Source organism: Arthrobacter sp. 10L430 (assembly GCF_056395245.1).
Map to the genome: position 1 here is coordinate 38,660 of NZ_JBFTJD010000013.1, position 19,598 is coordinate 58,257.

15 protein-coding genes are annotated in these 19,598 nt (G+C 61.6%); 8 read left to right on the forward strand and 7 right to left on the reverse strand.

What is annotated here, in order from left to right; translation table 11 throughout:
• Nucleotides 1-4: 4 nt before the first annotated feature.
• The 6 genes from gyrB to dnaA all read right to left on the reverse strand — a co-directional run bounded on the left by gyrB (nucleotide 5) and on the right by dnaA (nucleotide 8,376).
• Nucleotides 5-2,092 (reverse strand): DNA topoisomerase (ATP-hydrolyzing) subunit B, encoded by a 2,088-nt coding sequence (gene gyrB, locus AC1DDG_RS12940; RefSeq protein WP_290369765.1) that lies wholly within the window; start codon nucleotides 2,090-2,092, stop codon nucleotides 5-7.
• A 407-nt stretch (nucleotides 2,093-2,499) separates the two neighbouring features.
• Nucleotides 2,500-3,060, reverse strand: coding sequence for a DciA family protein (locus AC1DDG_RS12945; RefSeq protein WP_476876358.1), 561 nt, complete (start codon nucleotides 3,058-3,060; stop codon nucleotides 2,500-2,502).
• Complete coding sequence (gene recF, locus AC1DDG_RS12950; protein WP_476876359.1) at nucleotides 3,047-4,249, reverse strand: DNA replication/repair protein RecF; 1,203 nt, start codon at nucleotides 4,247-4,249, stop codon at nucleotides 3,047-3,049. Before recF ends, AC1DDG_RS12945 begins: the two co-directional genes overlap by 14 nt.
• A 57-nt stretch (nucleotides 4,250-4,306) precedes the next feature.
• Entirely contained in the window at nucleotides 4,307-5,191 is an 885-nt protein-coding gene (gnd, locus tag AC1DDG_RS12955) for a phosphogluconate dehydrogenase (NAD(+)-dependent, decarboxylating) (RefSeq protein ID WP_476876360.1), read from the reverse strand.
• Nucleotides 5,192-5,304: 113 nt separating this feature from the next.
• A complete protein-coding gene (dnaN, locus tag AC1DDG_RS12960) occupies nucleotides 5,305-6,429 on the reverse strand; it encodes a DNA polymerase III subunit beta (RefSeq protein WP_476876361.1) in 1,125 nt (374 codons plus the stop codon).
• Nucleotides 6,430-6,954: 525 nt separating this feature from the next.
• Nucleotides 6,955-8,376: a chromosomal replication initiator protein DnaA gene (dnaA, locus tag AC1DDG_RS12965; RefSeq protein ID WP_230119124.1), complete on the reverse strand. Its 1,422-nt coding sequence runs from the start codon at nucleotides 8,374-8,376 to the stop codon at nucleotides 6,955-6,957.
• Between the two features lie 468 nt (nucleotides 8,377-8,844).
• On the opposite strand from dnaA, the gene rpmH reads away from it, so the two are divergent.
• The 8 genes from rpmH to AC1DDG_RS13005 all read left to right on the forward strand — a co-directional run bounded on the left by rpmH (nucleotide 8,845) and on the right by AC1DDG_RS13005 (nucleotide 14,646).
• Nucleotides 8,845-8,982 carry a 50S ribosomal protein L34 gene (gene rpmH, locus AC1DDG_RS12970; RefSeq protein ID WP_011776797.1) on the forward strand — a complete coding sequence of 46 codons (138 nt, stop codon included), beginning with the start codon at nucleotides 8,845-8,847 and terminating at the stop codon, nucleotides 8,980-8,982.
• Between the two features lie 40 nt (nucleotides 8,983-9,022).
• Nucleotides 9,023-9,433, forward strand: a complete 411-nt coding sequence (gene rnpA, locus AC1DDG_RS12975) for a ribonuclease P protein component (protein WP_476876362.1) — start codon at nucleotides 9,023-9,025, stop codon at nucleotides 9,431-9,433.
• Nucleotides 9,426-9,821, forward strand: a complete 396-nt coding sequence (gene yidD / locus AC1DDG_RS12980) for a membrane protein insertion efficiency factor YidD (RefSeq protein ID WP_476876363.1) — start codon at nucleotides 9,426-9,428, stop codon at nucleotides 9,819-9,821. Before rnpA ends, yidD begins: the two co-directional genes overlap by 8 nt.
• Before the next feature lie 16 nt (nucleotides 9,822-9,837).
• Nucleotides 9,838-10,815 carry a membrane protein insertase YidC gene (gene yidC / locus AC1DDG_RS12985; protein ID WP_230119127.1) on the forward strand — a complete coding sequence of 326 codons (978 nt, stop codon included), beginning with the start codon at nucleotides 9,838-9,840 and terminating at the stop codon, nucleotides 10,813-10,815.
• Nucleotides 10,815-11,408, forward strand: coding sequence for a Jag family protein (locus AC1DDG_RS12990; RefSeq protein WP_476876364.1), 594 nt, complete (start codon nucleotides 10,815-10,817; stop codon nucleotides 11,406-11,408). Before yidC ends, AC1DDG_RS12990 begins: the two co-directional genes overlap by 1 nt.
• A 19-nt stretch (nucleotides 11,409-11,427) precedes the next feature.
• Nucleotides 11,428-12,078 carry a 16S rRNA (guanine(527)-N(7))-methyltransferase RsmG gene (rsmG, locus tag AC1DDG_RS12995; protein ID WP_476876365.1) on the forward strand — a complete coding sequence of 217 codons (651 nt, stop codon included), beginning with the start codon at nucleotides 11,428-11,430 and terminating at the stop codon, nucleotides 12,076-12,078.
• An 86-nt stretch (nucleotides 12,079-12,164) separates the two neighbouring features.
• Nucleotides 12,165-13,217, forward strand: coding sequence for a ParA family protein (locus AC1DDG_RS13000; protein WP_230119130.1), 1,053 nt, complete (start codon nucleotides 12,165-12,167; stop codon nucleotides 13,215-13,217).
• Between the two features lie 67 nt (nucleotides 13,218-13,284).
• The gene (locus tag AC1DDG_RS13005) at nucleotides 13,285-14,646 is read left to right on the forward strand and encodes a ParB/RepB/Spo0J family partition protein (RefSeq protein ID WP_476876366.1); all 1,362 of its coding nucleotides are present in this window, start codon (nucleotides 13,285-13,287) and stop codon (nucleotides 14,644-14,646) included.
• 3,485 nt (nucleotides 14,647-18,131) lie between these two features.
• Here the strand turns inward: AC1DDG_RS13005 and AC1DDG_RS13010 are convergent.
• Nucleotides 18,132-18,278 (reverse strand): hypothetical protein, encoded by a 147-nt coding sequence (locus tag AC1DDG_RS13010; RefSeq protein ID WP_476876367.1) that lies wholly within the window; start codon nucleotides 18,276-18,278, stop codon nucleotides 18,132-18,134.
• Between the last annotated feature and the right edge of the window lie 1,320 nt (nucleotides 18,279-19,598).

The window sequence follows — 19,598 nt, forward strand, 5'->3', positions numbered from 1 at the left end:
CCGCTTAGATATCGAGGAACCTGACGTCCTTGGCGTTCTGCTGGATGAAGTTGCGGCGTGATTCGACGTCCTCGCCCATCAGCACGTTGAAGATCTGATCCGCGGCGGCGGCGTCTTCCATGGTGACCTGGAGCAGTGTCCGGTGGTCCGGGTCCATGGTGGTGTCCCACAGTTCCGTGTAGTCCATCTCGCCGAGTCCCTTGTAGCGCTGGATGCCGTTGTCCTTGGGGATGCGTCGGCCCGCTGCCTGTCCGGACACCAGCCTGGAGTCGCGCTCACGGTCGCTGTACACGTAATCGTGCGGGGCGTTGGACCACTTGATCCTGTACAGGGGAGGCTGTGCCAGGTATACGTAGCCGTTTTCGATCAGCGGGCGCATGTAGCGGAACAGGAGCGTCATGAGCAGCGTGGTGATGTGCTGGCCGTCAACGTCGGCATCGGCCATGAGGACGATCTTGTGGTACCTCAGCTTGCTGAGGTCGAAGTCCTCGCCAATTCCCGTGCCGAAGGCGGTGATCATGGACTGGACCTCGTTGTTGCCGAGGGCCTTGTCCAGCCGGGCCCGTTCCACGTTCAGGATCTTGCCGCGCAGCGGCAGGATGGCCTGCGTTTCCGGGTTGCGCCCGCGCTTGGCCGAACCGCCGGCGGAGTCGCCCTCCACGATGTAGACCTCGCACTTCGAAGGATCCTTGGAGGAGCAGTCGGAGAGCTTGCCGGGCATGCCGAAGGATTCCAGCGGGCTCTTGCGGCGGGCGTTGTCACGTGCCTTGCGGGCGGCCATGCGAGCCTGGGCAGCCGAAATGGCCTTGCGGATCACGTCCCTTGCCGGTCCGGGGTTGCGTTCGAGCCAGTCTCCGAGCTGGTCAGTGACCACGCGCTGGACGAATCCCTTGACCTCCGAGTTGCCCAGTTTGGTTTTGGTCTGGCCTTCGAACTGCGGCTCGGCGAGCTTCACCGAGATGACGGCTGTGAGGCCCTCACGGATGTCGTCGCCGGTAAGGTTCTCTTCCTTTTCCTTGATGATGCTCTTCTCCCGCGCGTAGCGGTTGATGAGTGAGGTCATCGCGGCCCGGAACCCCTCTTCGTGGGTTCCGCCTTCATGGGTGTTGATGGTGTTGGCGTAGGTGTGGACGCTCTCTGAATACGCGCTGGTCCACTGCATGGCCATTTCCACCGCAATCTTGCGTTCGGTGTCCTCGGTTTCGAAGGCGATGACGTCCTCGTGGACCACATCGACTTTTTTGCCGGAATTCAGGTGCTTGACGTAGTCCAGCAGCCCGTCGTTGTACTGGTAGACCACGGTGCGGTGGTCCGCGTTGACTTCGCCTTCGGTGGCGACGCTGTCAAGGTCCAGATCATCGTTCTCGCCGGAAGCGGTGGTGACGCGCTCGTCGGTGAGGGTGATGCGCAGGCCCTTGTTGAGGAAGGCCATCTGCTGGAAGCGGGCGCGCAGCGTCTCGAAGTCGAATTCAACCGACTCGAAAATGCCGGTATCGGGGTAGAACGTCTGGGTGGTGCCGGTGGTGTCGGTTTCCTCGCCCTTGTCCAGCCCGCCCTGGGGCTTGCCGCCGTCGGCGAAGGACATCCGCCAGACGTGGCCCTGCCTGCGCACCTCGGTGTTTACCCTGCTGGAGAGTGCGTTGACCACCGAAATGCCCACACCGTGGAGGCCTCCGGAGACGGCGTATCCGCCGCCGCCAAACTTTCCGCCGGCGTGCAGGATAGTCATGACCACCTCAACGGTGGGCTTGCCCTCGCTCGGGTGAATGTCGACGGGGATGCCGCGGCCGTCGTCCACCACTTTGACGCCGCCGTCGGCCTGCAGGACGATTTCAATATGTGTGCAGTATCCGGCCAGGGCCTCGTCAACGGAGTTGTCCACCACTTCGTACACGAGGTGGTGCAGGCCGCGGAGGCCGGTGGATCCGATGTACATGCCGGGCCGTTTACGCACAGCCTCAAGACCCTCAAGGACGGTGATGTCACTGGCGCCGTATTCCCGTTTGGTCACCGCTTCAGCCGGCGTGTCAGGCGTCGGGGCATCCTCCATTGCGGGTTCCACTGCCTGGATATCTGCATTGTCGTTAGCCACAGGCGCTTTCGACTCCTCTGTAATTGATAGTGGCTGGCCGATGCCGTCTCCCAAGGGAAAGGCGCCCGCCAACAGGCGCGTCACTGATAACGCCGTCTACTTGGTTGGCTTGCGGAACCGTCTTCCGGCCGCTGGAAAAGCGTCGGAAAACGGACTCAGTCAACGTTTCACCGGCGCCCAGTTATCTACAGAGATTCTATCGTGAAAGAGGACCGATCCCCGCATTCCAGGGCGGCGAACGGCGAGCAATGTGCCTCTCGCAGGCCATTGGCCCCGCCTGCAAGGCCCCAGCGGTACCGTCTTCGGGTTCCTATACGGCTCACGGCGGTTTGAACGCCCTACACGCCGTTTGCGCATTTTTCAATAGATCGGACAGCGGGGTGGCCGCTGCCACTTGCGGACGGGCTCTATCCGTAGGTGTCCCGTGGTCCGCGGCCATTGACGGTGCGGCCGCCCTTGCGCCAGCTTGGCGCAGCCGGACCCAGCACCTGGATGCTGGTGACGACGCCGTCGCCAAGTTCAGCGCGGAACTTCTCCAGCAGGCTGATGCTCAGCAGCCGAAGCTGCGTGGCCCAGGCCGTGGAGTCGCACCTCACGTGCAGCGTGGTGTCCGTAAAGCTTTCGGGTGTGCAGTGTGCAGCGATCTCTGGCCCCACCAGCGTGCCCCACTCGGCCATGACCGATCCGACCGCCACGGGTGAGGTCCAGCCACGTTCGGCAACAAGGCGACCCACCACCTTTCCCAGTCCCAAGGGATCGCGTCCGGTGGCATGGAACTGGCTGAATCCGCGAGTGTTCCGCGCCGCGGTGCGCTGTTTTTGGGCGCTGCTTCCGGCGCGGGGCGCCGCCCGGCGCACCTCGCCGCGGGCAGCCGCAGCGTCGCGCATCCTGTTCAACGCGGCCTGGGGGGCATCGATCTCATCAGGGTCGCGGCCTGGCTGGAGGCCGCCGTCCTTATCCCTGTTCATCGATTCCTCCCGGGATAACCTTCACCCGCCGCCCGGTCAGTTCCTCAGGAATGTCGGCGTCAACAGCGGCGGTTACGAGGACCTGTTCGGCGCCGGCTACTATTGCGGCCAGTTTACGCCGTCGCTGCACATCAAGCTCGGCAAAAACGTCGTCCAGGATCAGGATGGGTGCCGAACCGCCGGTGCGTGCGTCATCGAGCATGACGTAGTAGGAGGCAAGACGCAGGGAGAGGCACATGGACCAGGTTTCACCGTGGGAGGCATAGCCCTTTGCCGGTGCCTGTCCGAGGACAAGTTCAAGCTCATCGCGGTGGGGACCGACAAGCGAGATGCCACGCTCGAGTTCCTTGCGGCGGGACGCTGCGAAGGCCCTCACGTAGCGCTCGGTGAGCTCGTCAACGGAAAGCAGCAGGAGATCCTCCATCTGGTCTCCACCCGCGGAAGGTTCCACGTTCGCTTCGGTGGGTGCGCCGTCGTCGTCAATCATGTCTTGGAGTGTGGACCGGTAAACCGCATCGGCGGCCTTGGACCCGTCGGTCAACTGGGCGTAGGCGCTGTTGAGGTGCGGGCGAAGCCGCTCTACGAGCTCCAGCCTGGCATGCAGCAGCTCCGCGCCTGCGCGCGCCATGTGCTGGTCCCAAACATCCAGGGTTGCCTCATGGCCAGCCGTGAATTTCCCGGCACGGGCCGACTTCAGGAGGGCGTTACGCTGTTTGAGGACGCGGTCGTAGTCACTCCGCGTGGCGGCGTGCCGCGGAACAAGGCTCACGAGCAGCTCGTCAAGGAAACGCCGCCGGCTGGACGGATCTCCTTTGACGAGGGCCAGATCCTCAGGGGCAAAAAGGACGGTGTGGCAGATGCCCAGAAGATCCCGCGCCCGGACAGGGTTGCTGCGGTTGATGCGTCCGCGGTTGGCCCGGCCGCCGTTGATCTCAAGTTCCAGCACGGTGGACTGTTCGCCGCGCACCAGTTTGGCCCGGATCAGTGCGCGTTCGGTGCCGAAACGCAGGAGCGGCCCATCGGCGCTCACCCTGTGCGAACTCAGCGTTGCAAGGTAGCCGATGGCTTCCATCAGATTGGTCTTGCCGATCCCGTTGGAACCGACCAGGACGGTGACGCCGGGTTCCAGCCGGAGATCCACTTGCGCATAACTGCGGAAGTCGGTCAGTGACAGGTGTTCTAGGTACACGCGCTCTTCAGGATTCTCGGGACACTGGTTCCGGGACTCACGGCCCCGGTGCGGGTGCTACTTTGCCGGACGGGTGGCATGCCCGCCGAACTGGTGGCGCAGTGCGGACACCATCTTCATGGCCGGCGAGTTGTCCTCGCGGGAGGAGAACCGGGCAAAGAGCGCGGCGGTGATGGCCGGGGCTGGAACCGCGTTGGCGATGGCCTCTTCCACGGTCCAGCGGCCCTCGCCGGAGTCCTCGACGTAGTCGTCGATCGAGGCCAGGCCCGGATCCTCATCCAGCGCCTTCACCATGAGGTCCAGCAGCCAGGACCGGACAACTGTTCCCTTTTGCCAGGCGCGGAAGGTACCGGGAAGATCGGTGACGATCTCCTTGGCAGCGAGCAATTCATAGCCTTCGGCATAGGCTTGCATGAGGCCGTACTCGATGCCGTTGTGGACCATCTTGGCGTAGTGGCCTGCCCCGACGCCGCCCACATGGACGAAGCTGTCTGCCCGCTCACCTTCAGGACGAAGGGCGTCAAAGACCGGCAACGCGCGTTCGATGTCCGCGGCGTCACCGCCGGCCATGAGGCCATAGCCGTTCTGCAGGCCCCAGACTCCGCCGGAGACACCGCAGTCCGCGAAGCGGATGCCCTTGTCGGCCAGGGCGGCGCCGTGCTTCTGGTCTTCTGTGAATCGTGAGTTGCCGCCGTCGATCACGAGATCGCCTGGCTGAAGTTTGTTGCCGAGTTCGCTGATGACGGCGTCCGTGATGTCACCGGACGGGACCATCACCCAGATCAGGCGGGGCGAGGGAACGGCGGCGATGAGGTCATCCACGGAGGACACGTCGGTCACTTCCGGATTGCGGTCAAAGCCCGTGACCTCCACGCCTCCCTTGCGCAGCCGTTCGCGCATGTTGAAACCCATTTTGCCAAGGCCGATCAGTCCGATGTGCACGGTGGGAACTCTTTTCTGCGCTGGGGTGGTGGTGGGTCTGTCCAACTGGGTCGCAGCCGATGTCGTTTTAAACACTCAAAACGGCGTTGAGTGCGACCAGGTTGGCAAAGTGGCTAGTTGGGAAGGCGGACCGGCATTACGAGGTAGCGGTAGTCATCCTGGTCTTCACCATCCGCATCCATCTGGGCCGTGATCATGGCCGGCTTCGGGGCGGTGGTGAAGGAGAAGCGGACGTACTTTGTTTCGATCACGCTCAGGCCTTCCACGAGGTAGTGCGGATTGAACGCCACGGTGATGTCCTCGCCGGACAGCTGCGCTTCAAGTTCTTCGGAGGCCTGCGCGTCCTCGCCGGTTCCGGCGTCGAGGTGAAGCTGGCCTTGGGTGAAGGCGAGGCGCACGGGGGTGTTGCGTTCGGCAACGAGCGACACACGGCGGACGGCTTCTACGAGTTCCTGGGTCTGCACCGTCGCGTGGATCGGTGTGGAATCCGGGAACAGGGAGCGGATCTTGGGGTAATCGCCGTCGACAAGAAGCGAAGTCGTGGTGCGTCCGCCGCTCTCGAAACCGATGAGCCGGCTGTCGTCATCCGCAATGGCCAGGTTGATGTCGCCGCTGCCGCCGAGTGTCTTGGCGACTTCGTTGAGGGTCTTCGCCTTGACCAGGGCGCTGGTGGACATGCCTGGGGTGACCGGTTTCCACGGGACTTCCCGCATGGCCAGTCGGTAGCGGTCGGTAGCAAGGAGGGTGATGAGGTCATCCTCGATCTCCATCCTCACGCCAGTAAGGATGGGGAGGGTGTCATCCTTACTCGCAGCGATGATCACCTGGGACACCGCTTGTGCGAAGGAGTCGCCCGCGACCGTTCCGCTGATGGTGGGAAGTGCCGGCAACGGCGGGTATTCGGCTTCCGGCATGGTGGCGAGGTGGAAACTGCTGCGGCGGCAGGTGAGCGTCACCTTGTTGCCTTCGGTTTCGATTTCCACCGGGGCGGACGGAAGGCTCCGGCAAATGTCCGCGAGCAACCGCCCAGAGACCAGGATGGTGCCCTCATCCCTGATGTCGGCAGGGATTTCAAGTCTCGCTGACGTTTCGTAATCGAAGCTCGAGAGGCTGACCGTTCCGGCCTCGGCCTTGAGCAGCAGGCCCGAGAGGACCGGTACTGGCGGCCGCGGAGACAACGACCGGGCTGTCCAGGTGACGGCTTCTGCCAGGACGTCCCGTTCGACTCTGAACTTCACGGAAGGGTGCCGCCTTTCATTGCTGTTGCCATTTTCTGAACGGGAACTCCCGCAGGGAGTTCACAAAACCTTTGCGTCCGGACACCGGAACCTGCATGGTCCGCGCTTGCTGAACCACAGACAGACCCGGGGATGGGAGCGCTGCTGACAGCTTAGCCGGAACATTGAGGATTTCCCCATCCCCGGCAAGGACGCTGGCCCTTTGGGGCCATGGCCGCGGAGTCGTGTGAGTGGGGAAACGAGATTGTTGTTTGAGGGATTTCAATTTTTTGGGATTAGTAGTGTTAATAACTGCTGTGGAAACTGTGGATAACTCTATTTCACGGCAGGAATCCGGGGTTAAGCCCTGTTCATGGACTGTGGGCGGGGCAGGTTTTAAACAGGCTGTGGATGGGGATAACATTTTTGGCCGTTTCGGCGATCCACAGACACCTTAAGGGTTTTAAGCCCATTAACCGCGGTTGTCCCCTTAACTGTCCACAGGGTTATCCACATGCACCTGTTAATAAGGTAAGGAAGTGCGGCCTACGAGTCCCGCTGCTGCTGCTTGATCCGGTTGGTCAGCTCAGTCACCTGGTTGTAGATCACACGTCGCTCGGCCATGAGCTCACGAATCTTGCGGTCCGCGTGGATCACCGTGGTGTGGTCGCGGCCGCCGAGCTCCTGGCCGATCTTCGGCAGCGACATGTCCGTCAGTTCCCGGCAGAGGTACATAGCGATCTGCCGAGCCGTGACCAAGGTCCGGGTCCGTGACTTGCTGCAGAGCTCTTCCATGCTGAGCTTGAAGTAATCCGCGGTCTGCGTGAGGATCTGGCTGGATGTGATTTCCTGCGCACCGTCGTCGGTGATGAGATCCTTGAGAACCATCTCGGCCAGCGCCACGTCCACGGGCTGGCGGTTCAGGCTGGCGAAGGCCGTGACGCGGATGAGGGCGCCTTCGAGTTCGCGGATGTTGCTGGAAATCTTGGAAGCGATGTACTCCAGCGCGTCGTCCGGAGCGGAAAGGCCTTCGCTGAGGGCCTTCTTCCGGAGGATGGCGATGCGGGTTTCCAGTTCCGGCGGCTGGATGTCGGTCAGCAGGCCCCACTCGAAGCGGGACTTCATGCGGTCTTCGAATCCTGCCAGCAGCTTGGGCGGCTGGTCCGAGGTGATGACAACCTGCTTGTTGTTGTTGTGCAGGGAGTTGAACGTGTGGAAGAACTCCTCCAGCGTCCGGTCCTTGCCGGCCAGGAACTGGATGTCATCGATGAGGAGGACATCCACATTCCGGTAGGTGGTCTTGAAGCTGGCGCCTTCATCGTCACGGATGGAGTTGATGAAGTCGTTGGTGAATTCCTCAGAGTTCACGTAGCGCACGCGGATGCCGCTGTAGAGGCGGCGGGCGTAGTGGCCGATCGCGTGCAGCAGGTGGGTCTTGCCGAGTCCGGAGTCGCCGTAGATGAACAGCGGGTTGTAGGCCTTCGCCGGCGCTTCGGCCACGGCCACGGCTGCTGCATGGGCGAACCGGTTGGACGAGCCGATCACGAACGTGTCAAAAACATACTTTGGATTCAGCCGGCCGAATTCGTGGGAGGTGCTCGGCAGCATTGGCTGCGGCTTCAGTTCAACTGACTGGTCACTTGCGAGGGAAAGTTCGACGGCGGGTTCCGGCTCCTTGTGGAGGGGCACCAGATCTGTGTCCACGTCGATCGCGCACCGGATGTCGTCAGAGAAGACGTTGTGAAGCGCGTCGTCGAGTGCGTCCTTGACCTGGGTCTGGAGAACTTCCCGAGTGAGTTCGTTGGGCACTGCCACCAGGAGCGTGGAACCGATGAGGCCCTGCGCCTGGGCGAGGATAACGAAGCCGCGCTGTCTTGGGGATACCCGGTCGTCCTGCTCAAGAAGAGTCACCACGCGCCGCCAGGAACTTCCGACAGTATTGGCGTGGTTGGCTTCGTCTACTGTCATCAATCCGGTTCCTCAAAGCTTGCTTACCTGCATTACATGCAGCCACAAGCCCGGATCCGGGGTACCGGCCCGGCTTAATCCACAGGTTTATGCACAGTCCGTGGATAATTGGCTACTGAGCCACTCTAGGGGATGAAAAGGCTAGAAGATAGCTGGGAAGTAGCTTGTGGATAATTACACCGGTGTGGTTCGAAAACAGGCCCTGTGAGCCACTTCATCCACAGGTTGGGACAAGGAGTTAGCCACAGCTGGGGAAAGGTGGCGGCAACCCATCCGGTTTGACTCAAGGACGCGGTCTGGCCTAACGTTGTGGAGTCCTTTGTGCCTGCTTTCTGACCCCATTTTGGATCTTTCGAACGCCCAGCGTTGCGGAAAACCGGGGGAAGCAGACATATACAAAACTTAGCGTCGGCCAGTTCTTCCCCTTTGATCGGGTGGGCGCACCTTTGATCCACTGGAGTAACTAACGTGAGCAAGCGGACTTTTCAGCCGAATAACCGCCGTCGAGCCAAGAAGCACGGCTTCCGCCTTCGTATGCGTACCCGTGCCGGCCGCGCCATCCTGGCTGCCCGCCGCGGCAAGGGCCGCGTCGAACTGTCGGCCTAAATACTGACTCGTCGGTTAACTTTCCTTTGCGAGTTTAACGGTGCTGGCCACCAGGAACCGTCTGAGGACCTCAACCGATTTTTCAACAACTGTACGTTCCGGCGTCCGCAATGGACGCCGGAACGTAGTGTTATATACGGCAACTATCGGAGCCGATGAACCCAGCAGGATCGGGTTCATCGTTTCCAAGGCTGTCGGGAACGCTGTTGCCAGGAACCTCGTTAAGAGGAGACTTAGGGAAGCCGGTGCTGTCTCGCTACGCGAGTACGGTACCGGGTTCGCTATTGTGGTACGGGCGTTGCCCTCATCGGCGACCGCCAGCTGGCAGGACCTGCTGGCGGATTACAACGCTGCCTTGGAAACCACCACGAAGCGGTTGGAAAGCCGCCATCAACGGTCGGTTGGAACTGGTTCGAACGGAACAACACGGGAAGGGACACAGCGTGCTTGACCTGACTGCCGCCGTCGTCCGTTCGCCAAAGTCCGCATCAGCGGCTGCCGGCAGATTCGTCTGGAACCTGCCGCGCAACATCCTCATTCTTCTGCTGATGGCCTACCGCAAGGTGATTTCGCCCTTGTACGGACAGGTCTGCCGCTTCTTTCCTTCGTGCTCGGCCTACGCGCTTGAAGCCATCACCGTCCACGGCGCGGTAAAGGGAAGCTGGCTCGCTGCCAGGCGCCTCGCGCGCTGCCATCCATGGAATGCCGGCGGTGTGGACCACGTCCCCGCCGGCCACCGGGAATGGCCGGAAAACCAGACCCCCACAATTGTTGTGCTGAACAATCCGGACAAGTACCTGGCTGCTCAGACTGATGGAGAAGGCCGCCTTGCGGCCTAACGAATAGGGATATCGCATGGACATCTTTGGAACAATCATGGCTCCGTTCAAGTGGCTGGTTTCAGTCATTATGGTCGGCTTCCATGACGGACTGAGCTTCATCGGCCTGCCAGCCGCGAACGGCTGGACGTGGACGTTGTCCATCATCGGGCTGGTGCTGGTGATCCGTGCCGCCCTGATCCCCGTGTTTGTCAAGCAGATCAAGGCTCAGCGAGGCATGCAGCTGCTGCAGCCCGACCTGAAGAAGATGCAGGACAAGTACAAGGGCAAGACGGATCAGCTCTCCCGCCAGGCAATGGCACAGGAGCAGATGGCCCTGTACAAGAAGCACGGCACCAACCCGTTCTCTGCCTGCCTCCCGATGCTGATCCAGATGCCGTTCTTCTTCGCGCTGTTCCAGGTGCTTTCCGGCATCAGCTCGGCCAAGGCGGGCGGCCAGGGCATCGGTGCCATGAGCATCGAGCAGGTCAAGCAATTCGACGAGTCAAGCATCTTCGGTGCACCGCTCTCCGCGTCGCTGCTGCACGGCAGCACTGCCGGCGGCGAGGTTGCCGTTTGGATCCTGTCGATCGTGATGATCCTTGCCATGACGGCCTCGCAGTTCATCACGCAGAAGCAGATCATGGCCAAGAACATGTCCGAAGAGGCCATGGCGAGTCCCTTCATGCGCCAGCAGAAGATGATGCTCTACATCCTGCCTCTCGTCTTTGGCGTCGGCGGCATCAACTTCCCCATCGGTGTCCTCATCTACTGGACCACCACCAACCTGTGGACCATGGGCCAGCAGTTCTTCGTTATCCGCCGCATGCCCACGCCGGGATCCCCCGCCGCCAAGGCCCTCGCCGAGCGCCGTGCCGCCAAGGGCCTTCCGGCCCTCCCCATTCTGGGAGGCAAAAAGGTCGATGCAGCGGCAGAGGCCGCCGCTGCAGCTGCGGTCGCGGAGGCCAGGAGCCAGCGCGTCCAGCCACAACGTAAGAACAGGAAGAAGAAGTAATGTCTGTTGAAAGCTCCGAGCACGCACTTTCCGCTGAAGTCAGCGAAGACCAGGACAACGACGCCGAGGCCGTGACCGCCGAGGACACGAATGCCGGGGCTGCGGCCGCCGACAAGGGCACGTCCGCGAGCCGTCTGGAAGAAGAAGGCGACGTCGCAGCTGACTACCTCGAAGAACTTCTCGACATCGCCGACATCGATGGCGACATCGACATTGAGGTCCGCAACGGACGTACCTACATCTCCATCGTCGCCGAGGAAGAATCCGCCGGTCTGGAGAGCCTCGTGGGCCGCGACGGTGAAGTCCTCGAGGCCCTGCAGGAACTGACGCGTCTGTCCGTTCTGTCCGCGACGGAAAACCGGTCCCGCCTTGTGCTCGACATCAACGGCTACCGCAAGGAACGTGCCGGACACCTGCAGAAGATCGCCGAAGACGCCGTGGCCACCGTCAAGGAAACCGGCGACGCCGTTGCCTTGGAGCCGATGAGCGCCTATGAGCGCAAGATCGTTCATGACGCCGTAGCCGATCTGGGGTTTGTAAGCGAGTCCGAGGGCGAAGGCGCCGGACGCCACATCGTTGTCTCCGCCGACTGAACCGCCGGCTGACAGACTGATGGTTGAAATTACGGAAGCTGAGCACCGGGCGGCGGAGAGGATCTTCGGCGACCGCCTGGGCCTGGCCGAACGGTACGTCGAACACCTGGCGACGTCGGGAACTGAACGAGGACTGATCGGGCCGCGGGAGATTCCGCGCCTGTGGGGACGGCACGTACTGAACTGCGCTGTCATCGAAAGTGAGATTGCCCAGGGAAGCCACGTGGCGGACGTTGGCAGCGGCGCCGGGCTGCCCGGCCTCTGCCTGGCCATTGCCCGTCCGGATCTGGAACTAACGCTCATTGAGCCCCTGGAACGCCGGGTCATCTGGCTCCAGGAAGTGGTTGATGACCTCGGTTTGGACAATGTCACCATCATGCGCACCCGCGCTGAACTTGCCGTTGGCATGGTCAAAGCCGACGTTGTCACGGCGCGCGCGGTGTCAGCCCTGAGCAACCTGGCCGGACTTACCATTCCACTCCTTGACGGAGAAGGCGAAGTTGTTGCCATCAAGGGACGCAGCGCCGCTGAGGAACTTGAGAAGGCCGCTAAGGTGATCCGCAGGCTTGGCGGCGTACAGACGTCGGTCGTCACAGTCGGGCAGGACCTGCTTGACGAGCCCACCACCGTGGTGCGCATCGTAGTGAAGAAGTCCCGAAAGATCGCCTAGTCCAGGCCCGGTGCCGCAGGTCTTGATGATGGACCGGTTAGGCTAGAGAGCGGCAGCGAAAGCCGAACGAGAGTGAGTGTGTCCCAGTGACCAGTAGCGAAACCTCCACACAGCGGATCCCCCCGTTTGTGTCTTTGGGGTCGGCACGGGCCGTTGCTGCGCCCATCGCTACGGCTTCAAATCACCTGAATCCGTTTGCAGGCAAGGCAAGTGTCGCCAAGGTTTCACGTGAAACACCGGGTGCATCCAATGTTCTGGACACCATGGATGACTCCAGCCCCATAGCCCGCGAGCTGGCACACGAGAACAAGCGCCGCGAAAGGCTGCTGGGCCGCAACCTTCCCAAGCCGGAGAAGACCCGCGTCTTCACAGTGTCAAACCAAAAAGGTGGTGTTGGTAAGACCACCACCACCGTCAACATCGCTGCTGCCTTGGCTGCGGCCGGACTGAACGTCCTGGTTATTGATATCGATCCCCAGGGCAATGCCTCCACGGCGTTGGGCATTGAGCATCATGCCGACGTGGACAGCATCTACGACGTGCTGATCAACGATGTCGCGCTGGAGGATGTTGTGGCACCCTGCCCTGACATCAGCAACCTCATCTGTGCGCCGGCCACCATTCACCTTGCCGGCGCTGAGATCGAACTCGTTTCCCTCGTTGCCAGGGAACAACGGCTCCGACGTGCGATCGATGTTTACGCGAAGGCCCGGGAGAAAAAGGGCGAACCGCGCCTGGACTACATTTTCATTGACTGCCCGCCGAGCCTCGGGCTGCTGACGGTCAACGCGTTCTGCGCCGCCGGTGAAGTGCTCATTCCCATCCAGTGCGAGTACTACGCCCTTGAGGGGCTGAGTCAGCTTCTCAAGAACATCGAGATGATCCAGAAGCACCTAAATGCCGACCTGGTTGTCTCCACAATTTTGCTCACGATGTACGACGGCCGCACCAACTTGGCAGCGCAGGTGGCTGCCGAGGTTCGCCAGCATTTCCCCGAGCAGGTGCTGGGTGCGGTTGTCCCCCGCTCCGTGAGGATCTCCGAGGCGCCGAGCTACCAGCAGACTGTCATGACTTACGATCCGTCCTCCAGCGGTGCACTTTCCTACCTGGAAGCCGCAGCGGAAATCGCTGAGCGTTAGAATTTTCCAAACACTGCAACAGCCGGAGCCGGGCATAGCCGGGCTCTTCCAATGGAGGGATTTATCCATGAGCGATAAGCGACGCGGGCTCGGTCGCGGTCTTGGCGCACTTATTCCAAGTTCGGCCGCAAGCGCTTCCGGTAACGGAGCGGCTCCGTCGCGTCCAGTGGACCTGTTCTTCCCGGAAGCACGCAAGACTGCCCGCGCTGACACGCCGGTTATTTCTGACGCCGACGCTCCCGCCGTCTCTGAGTCCGTCTCCGCGGAGTCCGCTGCCCCTGAGTCCGCTGCCCCTGAGTCCGTTGCTTCTGAGACCGCTGCTAAGGGGGTAGCTTCCAGGCGCACCCCCGGTACCACGGCCGCGGCCGCTGCCGAGCCTGCGGCGAAGGCTTCTCCCGTAAAGCCTGCCGGCACACGGTCCGCCGGCAACAAAGCTGGCGTGAAGGACACCGAGGCAGCTGACAAGGAACAGGGGGCTACGTCTGGCACAAAGGCTGAGTCTCCTTCAGCCGAGTCCCGCGCGAAGACTGACGTGACTGACGTTGACTCCGGTCCGGCTGCGAACGGCGGTGGCAGATCATCGGCTTCAAACGATGTCGAGCTGGTTGAGGTCCCCGGAGTGCGGTTTGCCGAAATCCCCGTCTCTGACATCCATCCGAACCGAAAACAGCCCCGCACCGTCTTCGATGAGGACGACATGGCGGAGCTTGTTCACTCCGTACGTGAAATCGGCGTCCTCCAGCCAATTGTGGTGCGTACCTCAACCGAAGAAGGTGGAGAACCCTACGAACTGGTGATGGGCGAACGCCGGTGGCGTGCCGTTCAGGCTGCCGGGCTGGAGACCATCCCGGCAATTGTCCGCGACACCACGGACGATGACCTCCTGCGCGATGCACTGCTGGAAAACCTTCACCGTAGCCAGCTGAATCCCCTGGAAGAAGCGGCGGCGTACCAGCAGCTGCTCGAGGACTTCGGAACCACCCACGAGCAGCTGGCAGATCGCATCGGCCGGTCCCGCCCGCAGGTGTCCAATACGCTTCGGCTGCTCAAGCTGCCGCCGCTGGTTCAGCGACGGGTGGCTGCGAATGTTTTGTCCGCCGGTCATGCTCGTGCGCTTCTCGCGTTGCCGGACGCCGCTGCCATGGAACGTCTGGCGCAGCGGATTGTTGCCGAGGGAATGTCGGTGCGCGCCACCGAGGAAGCCGTGACGCTACACCGGGAACCGGCAACTGCGCCGAAAAACAACATTCCGCGGCCGGGGGCGCGCCACGAACGCCTGGACTACCTCGCTTCGTCGCTGTCGGACCGGCTGGACACCAACGTGAAGATTTCGTTGGGCGCGCGAAAGGGACGCGTCAGCATCGAGTTTGCGAGCGTTGAGGACCTCAACAGAATCATGGATGTTTTGGCTCCTGGCTCTGAAAGCTAAGTTAGCAAGAACTTCGGGGTCCGTTTCACGTGAAACGGGCCCCTTTTTTGGTCCCAAGGCGGGTTGGCGCTCCGGTTCGGTGGCTCGCGCGCGGCACTTTTGACTGTCGGCTTCGTGGAGCCGCGTGAGGCGGCTATCTTGACCCGTCGTCTTCGTGGAGCCGCGTGAGGCAGCTATCTTGCTTGTTGGCTTCCTTACGGTCCCGGGATGGACCGTATCCAAAACTAGATAGGGTCAAACATTTGGCGTAGACGCCCCAGCCGCTGTCCCGGTTGGGGGTCGAACCGTCGGACCACACTGTTCGATTTGATGCACGCCGGATCGTCCTTGGCCAGAACACTTTGGCTTCACGTTGCGTATGCTGATGCACGGGAAAATTAGTCCCTGTCCGCGGGCGGATTGAGCTGTGGACTCAATTCGCTGGCCCTACGTCTCGGGCCAAGTTCGGCGCCCAGCGAAGCTGCTGCCCAACCCAGCCTCGCACGTTCCGGACTGGTTCGGTCACCCGAAAGGGCGAAACGGCGTTTAGTGGCCCATGGCTGGTCTGCGGAGCCGCAAAGACCACAATCGAACACTCCTAGGGCTTCTGGGTTGCTGGCCCTCGTGCGGGGCTCAGATTGCGTTGAATGTGGTTGATGTGCAGGCTATGAGGGTGCGGCCGTGTGCCTCGTGGGGATCCCTTTGGGCTTCGTGTGGACAAGGACTGTCCATGACGACGTCTTTCGTCTGCTGGGGCCTAACGTGGCCCGCTCAAACGACTCCCTGGAGCAGTTGGCCGCGCGCTCCCGGTGGGCATTCAGGAGTCCCCTAGCCGTTGCACAGCCTGAATCAAGAGCAAGGGCGAAGTGTTTGCCCCGCCATGGGTTCCGGGCCCCTCAGCGGCTCGGGATGAGCTTGGTACCGCCTTGGGGACGCCGCGGTCCCCTAGGAACAGCAGCTGATGGCCAGACAATGATCGGCTGCGACGGACCCGCTGGTACTGCAGCCCGCAGCGGCCATCGGCAGGTCGCAGGCCCGAAGGACGTACGGACCCGATCCGAGACGAACGGACCTTCCGCGTGCAGAAGAGGTGTTTCACGTGAAACGATCTGTTGGGCTGTGCAGTTCGGGGTGCCATTCCCTGCGCGGACCGTATTCTGCGCGTCATGGGTGGCCTGGCGTGAACGGAGTATCCACAATCGCGACATATCCAGAACGGTGAATCTAGAACTGAGTCCACCGAGATGCCCCCCGTATTGATTGACCACCCCGATCACGGCCATGTTTCACGTGAAACTTCCACGTACGCCTGACATGAACGTTCAGAGGAGATCCAGTGTTCCACCTCCTTTGCTCCACCTCCTTGCCGGGCTCCGACCCCCTACCGGCTGGCGGCCGGGGTTTCGCAGTGGCTCCGTTGACTGCGGCGCGCAGGATGAGCAGCAGGAAGCCCGGCCCATCGGAGTGATGCCGTGTCGCGAGGCAGTACGGAGCGGAACCCTCTCCCTTGGGCACCAAGCCTTAGCTATTCGGCGTTTGACATTCGATTGGGACTCAGCGGACGAGCTTTCCGGAGAGCTAGCTGTCAGCGTGGCGTCCGGCGGGACCGCTACTTTCCCCACCATCACTGTCACCGAACGCCCATCCTGTCAGGAATCCTAACCTTATTGGAGTCCGAACATTGGATGAACGTGGTCCGGCGAACTCCAACGGTGGCCTCGACTATCGTTGAACGGTTTGTCGGCGACTCAGAAGGCCGATGCCGCCAGATCGTCGAGATATCTAGATCGTCCAGACCATGGGCCCCGGGCTCACATGTAACGACGATTGAGAGGCGAGTGGGCATCACTCCCCACAAGGAAGCAGTCGACCCTAAAAACAGGCTCGCTGGAGTGGCGGAGTACCGGCCTTCCCTCACCACCCTCCCCCTGAGCACCTTCCCGGACCACCTGGTGAGTACCGCGGTGCACAACGTCTCAAGTGCAACACTGCCGACGTCGTTTCACGTGAAACATGAAAGGAGATCTCCGTGATCGACTGGCGAGCGTATCGACCAAGACGAGCGCGGCGACGATCAGGATGTCGATAGCGACCAAAGCTATCTCGGCACTGCCCCCAACGGAAGGCCCTTCAGCGTGCCTCCCTGGCCAATGACTTCCCACCGACGGCCCGCCGAGACCGTAAGTTGCCCAGTCGCGGGTAGCGGTCTGTGTCGTTCCCCGTCAGACTGTTTCGGTCCCACTGCATCAGCCTTGGCGAAGGGTGACCCGTCTCGTCGCCCCCTAGGCGAATGGGACTCCCTAGCGGTGGCACCCACAATAAGTGGGGCCCGTTGCTCAAACCCGGCCGCAGACTTGTTGACAACTTCCCGCACGTCTGTGAATCCCCCGGGTTGACGCCGATTTATCCCTTGAGCGAAGCCCCCATCCAGGAGGGGTGTGACTGTGGATACACCGGTGGATACTGCAGTGGAAAACCCTGTGGATAACTCTGGGGATACATGGTCTCCTTTTGTCGACCCCAACGGCTGCTTCCCTTATTCCTTTCGTTGGGTCGCACCGTTGCATGGTGACAACGGGCCAAGAAGAAGCGCATCGTTTCACGTGAAACAATGCCCAGCCATTCACGACGGGGCGAATACGGCGAAGGATTGCGCTATTCTGCGCGTGATTCAGCGAATTTGGTTTAGTAGGATCGCTGTTCGGTGGACACATATTGCTGTGGCACTCGGTCGCCAGGCTCTGCCCCGCGCTTCTCTGAAAGATGCCATTCGTCGACGGTGATCGACAAGACGAGACGCATTCCGAAATTTCAAACTGATGTCCTACGCTGCTGTGGAAAAGTCTGTGGATTTCGATGTGGATAACCATGTGAATAATCTCATGTCTTTTCCGCCAAAAGTTGGCGGATTAATCACGTTCGCCACGTCCCCGCTGCTTCAATGCGTCTTCGGTGGATGGCTTCAGGACGGTGGACGGGCTCGCCGCCAGCGGCAATGAAGTCATGTGGAAGTTCCGTGGGGTGCCGGATGCCCCGGGGACCAAGGCGTTCCAGAGGAGCTTTTGTACCCTGCCGGCAAGCCGGAGCCGGGCGGTATCTTCATTGAGTGGTTCAGTGGCCGTCCTACGGAGGGGGCTCCACAAACATCCCGCAACGGCAGGAATGGGGCCGTGCCCGAGGAACACTGGCTCCAGGTGGCAGCAGGAGGCGCCTCCAAAGCAGGACCGAGCTGTGGCCGAAGCTTGGTCTGGTGCGATGACGCATTCTGCTGCGAACGTGCCTACAGCGACTGCGGCCTGTGCAGTTCCATGAGCGTACGTGGCGCGGCCTCGTCCGTGAGTTTCGCGAATAACCGTGGGGTCGGTGCCTCGCACATGGTGGGTCATTGCAGTACGCCGCGGCTGCGCTGTCGAGGCCGGGTTGCTGCACTGCCGTTGCATGGTCTCCCGCGTCGTAGTACGTCGCCAGGCAGGGTCCTGAGGTTCTTCCGAGCTGCGCCTGCTCACTCAGGTGGCGACGTCGTGGTGCAGCGACGGCAGACGAGTCGCGGGAGCCGGTGACGGTGTACGAGTCTTGGGGGCGGTGACGGTAAGCGCCAGGGTCTGCTGGGCCATGTCGTGGCTGATGGGGCGGGCAGCGCGAGTGCATCCCACCTGGGCTTGTGTGTATAGATTGGCGCCGGGTGTAGATCTGCAGGGTGTTGGACTGCCGGATCCTTTCCCCGCCCGTCCGCCTGACCCCACGCCAGGCGGCTGGTAGCTAAGCGCACTGGTAGCTAAGCGCGCCAGAAGTACTCATGCGGATGTCCGCACTCGCCACAACCTTGGGCGACGCGAACGGACACTCACACGTCGTCTCCGTTGGATCTGTGGTGCACCGTCGACGCTTCGATGCCCGCGGGTAGAGGTTTCACGTGAAACACCTCGCGTACGACGTCGCCGACGGAGCTTCGTATGGGCCGGTCCGAATAGACCATTCTGAATTAAGTCGAATCGACGGCCGCTGCCTTGGTCCACTCCTCTGGGGCCGCGGAGCAGAAAGATATGTCAGCCTAGCAGGCTACTTCGTGCGTTGGTGCGTCCATCCATTGTCCGAGTTGCAGTCTTGTTGGAGTTGCAGGCTCCGCGCGGGACGTCCTTGGCTGTGGCCGAAAGCAATGATCTCTTCGCGGGAATAGCAGGTTTGACGGGCCATGCCCACTGACAACAACCCAGCGACCCGATCACTCGCCTGCCCAAGGATCGCCGGGCGGCGGAACAGTTGGGTGCTGTTTCACGTGAAACATCGTCCATCGTTCGACCTCATCACCACCCCGAGGTGGGGCAGGGGCATCCGACAGCAGGACGGCGGCGCAATCGGACAGACATCATCGCGCCTGTTGCACCGAGGGATGCAGCCGCCTTGAGGAGCCGGGCCCTGCTCAGACACCCTGTATATAGGAACACGGATCGCCAGGGCGATTGACTGCGCTGATCCCGGCACGTTGGGGACGGGACGTTCGGTTGCGAGGTGTTTCACGTGAAACAACGTCCGTGGCGGGCCCCCCGCGCGGATCGACAGTACGGGCGAGGAAGCCAAAGTATCGCACAGTCGGGTTTCGGCGCTTCGTGTCCGTGGATGCCTGGGAACTCACGGTGTTTGGCCGGCGTTAGCACTAGCCCACTTCATCTTTAGTGCTGCGCAGGCTTGTTTGGACGCCTCAAGCTTGCCGCAACAGGACAGAGCCAATACTCAAGTCCGCTCCCGACTGTCCCCCGTCTTCTCAGTCCTCATCAGGTTCTGCAGGCTTCTGCGTGTCACAACTGGCCCTCAGCAAGCTGTAGGACCCAGCAAAATGCAGGTGTTCCCCGGGCCTTCTTCGGTCTAGGAAGCCGGAAAGGGAATCGCAGGAGTCACGGTCTGCAGTGGCCGGAAACCTAGGGCTCGTCGAGCCGAGAGGTCAATGGGCAAGTTTTCGCTTCTGTTCCCTCCTC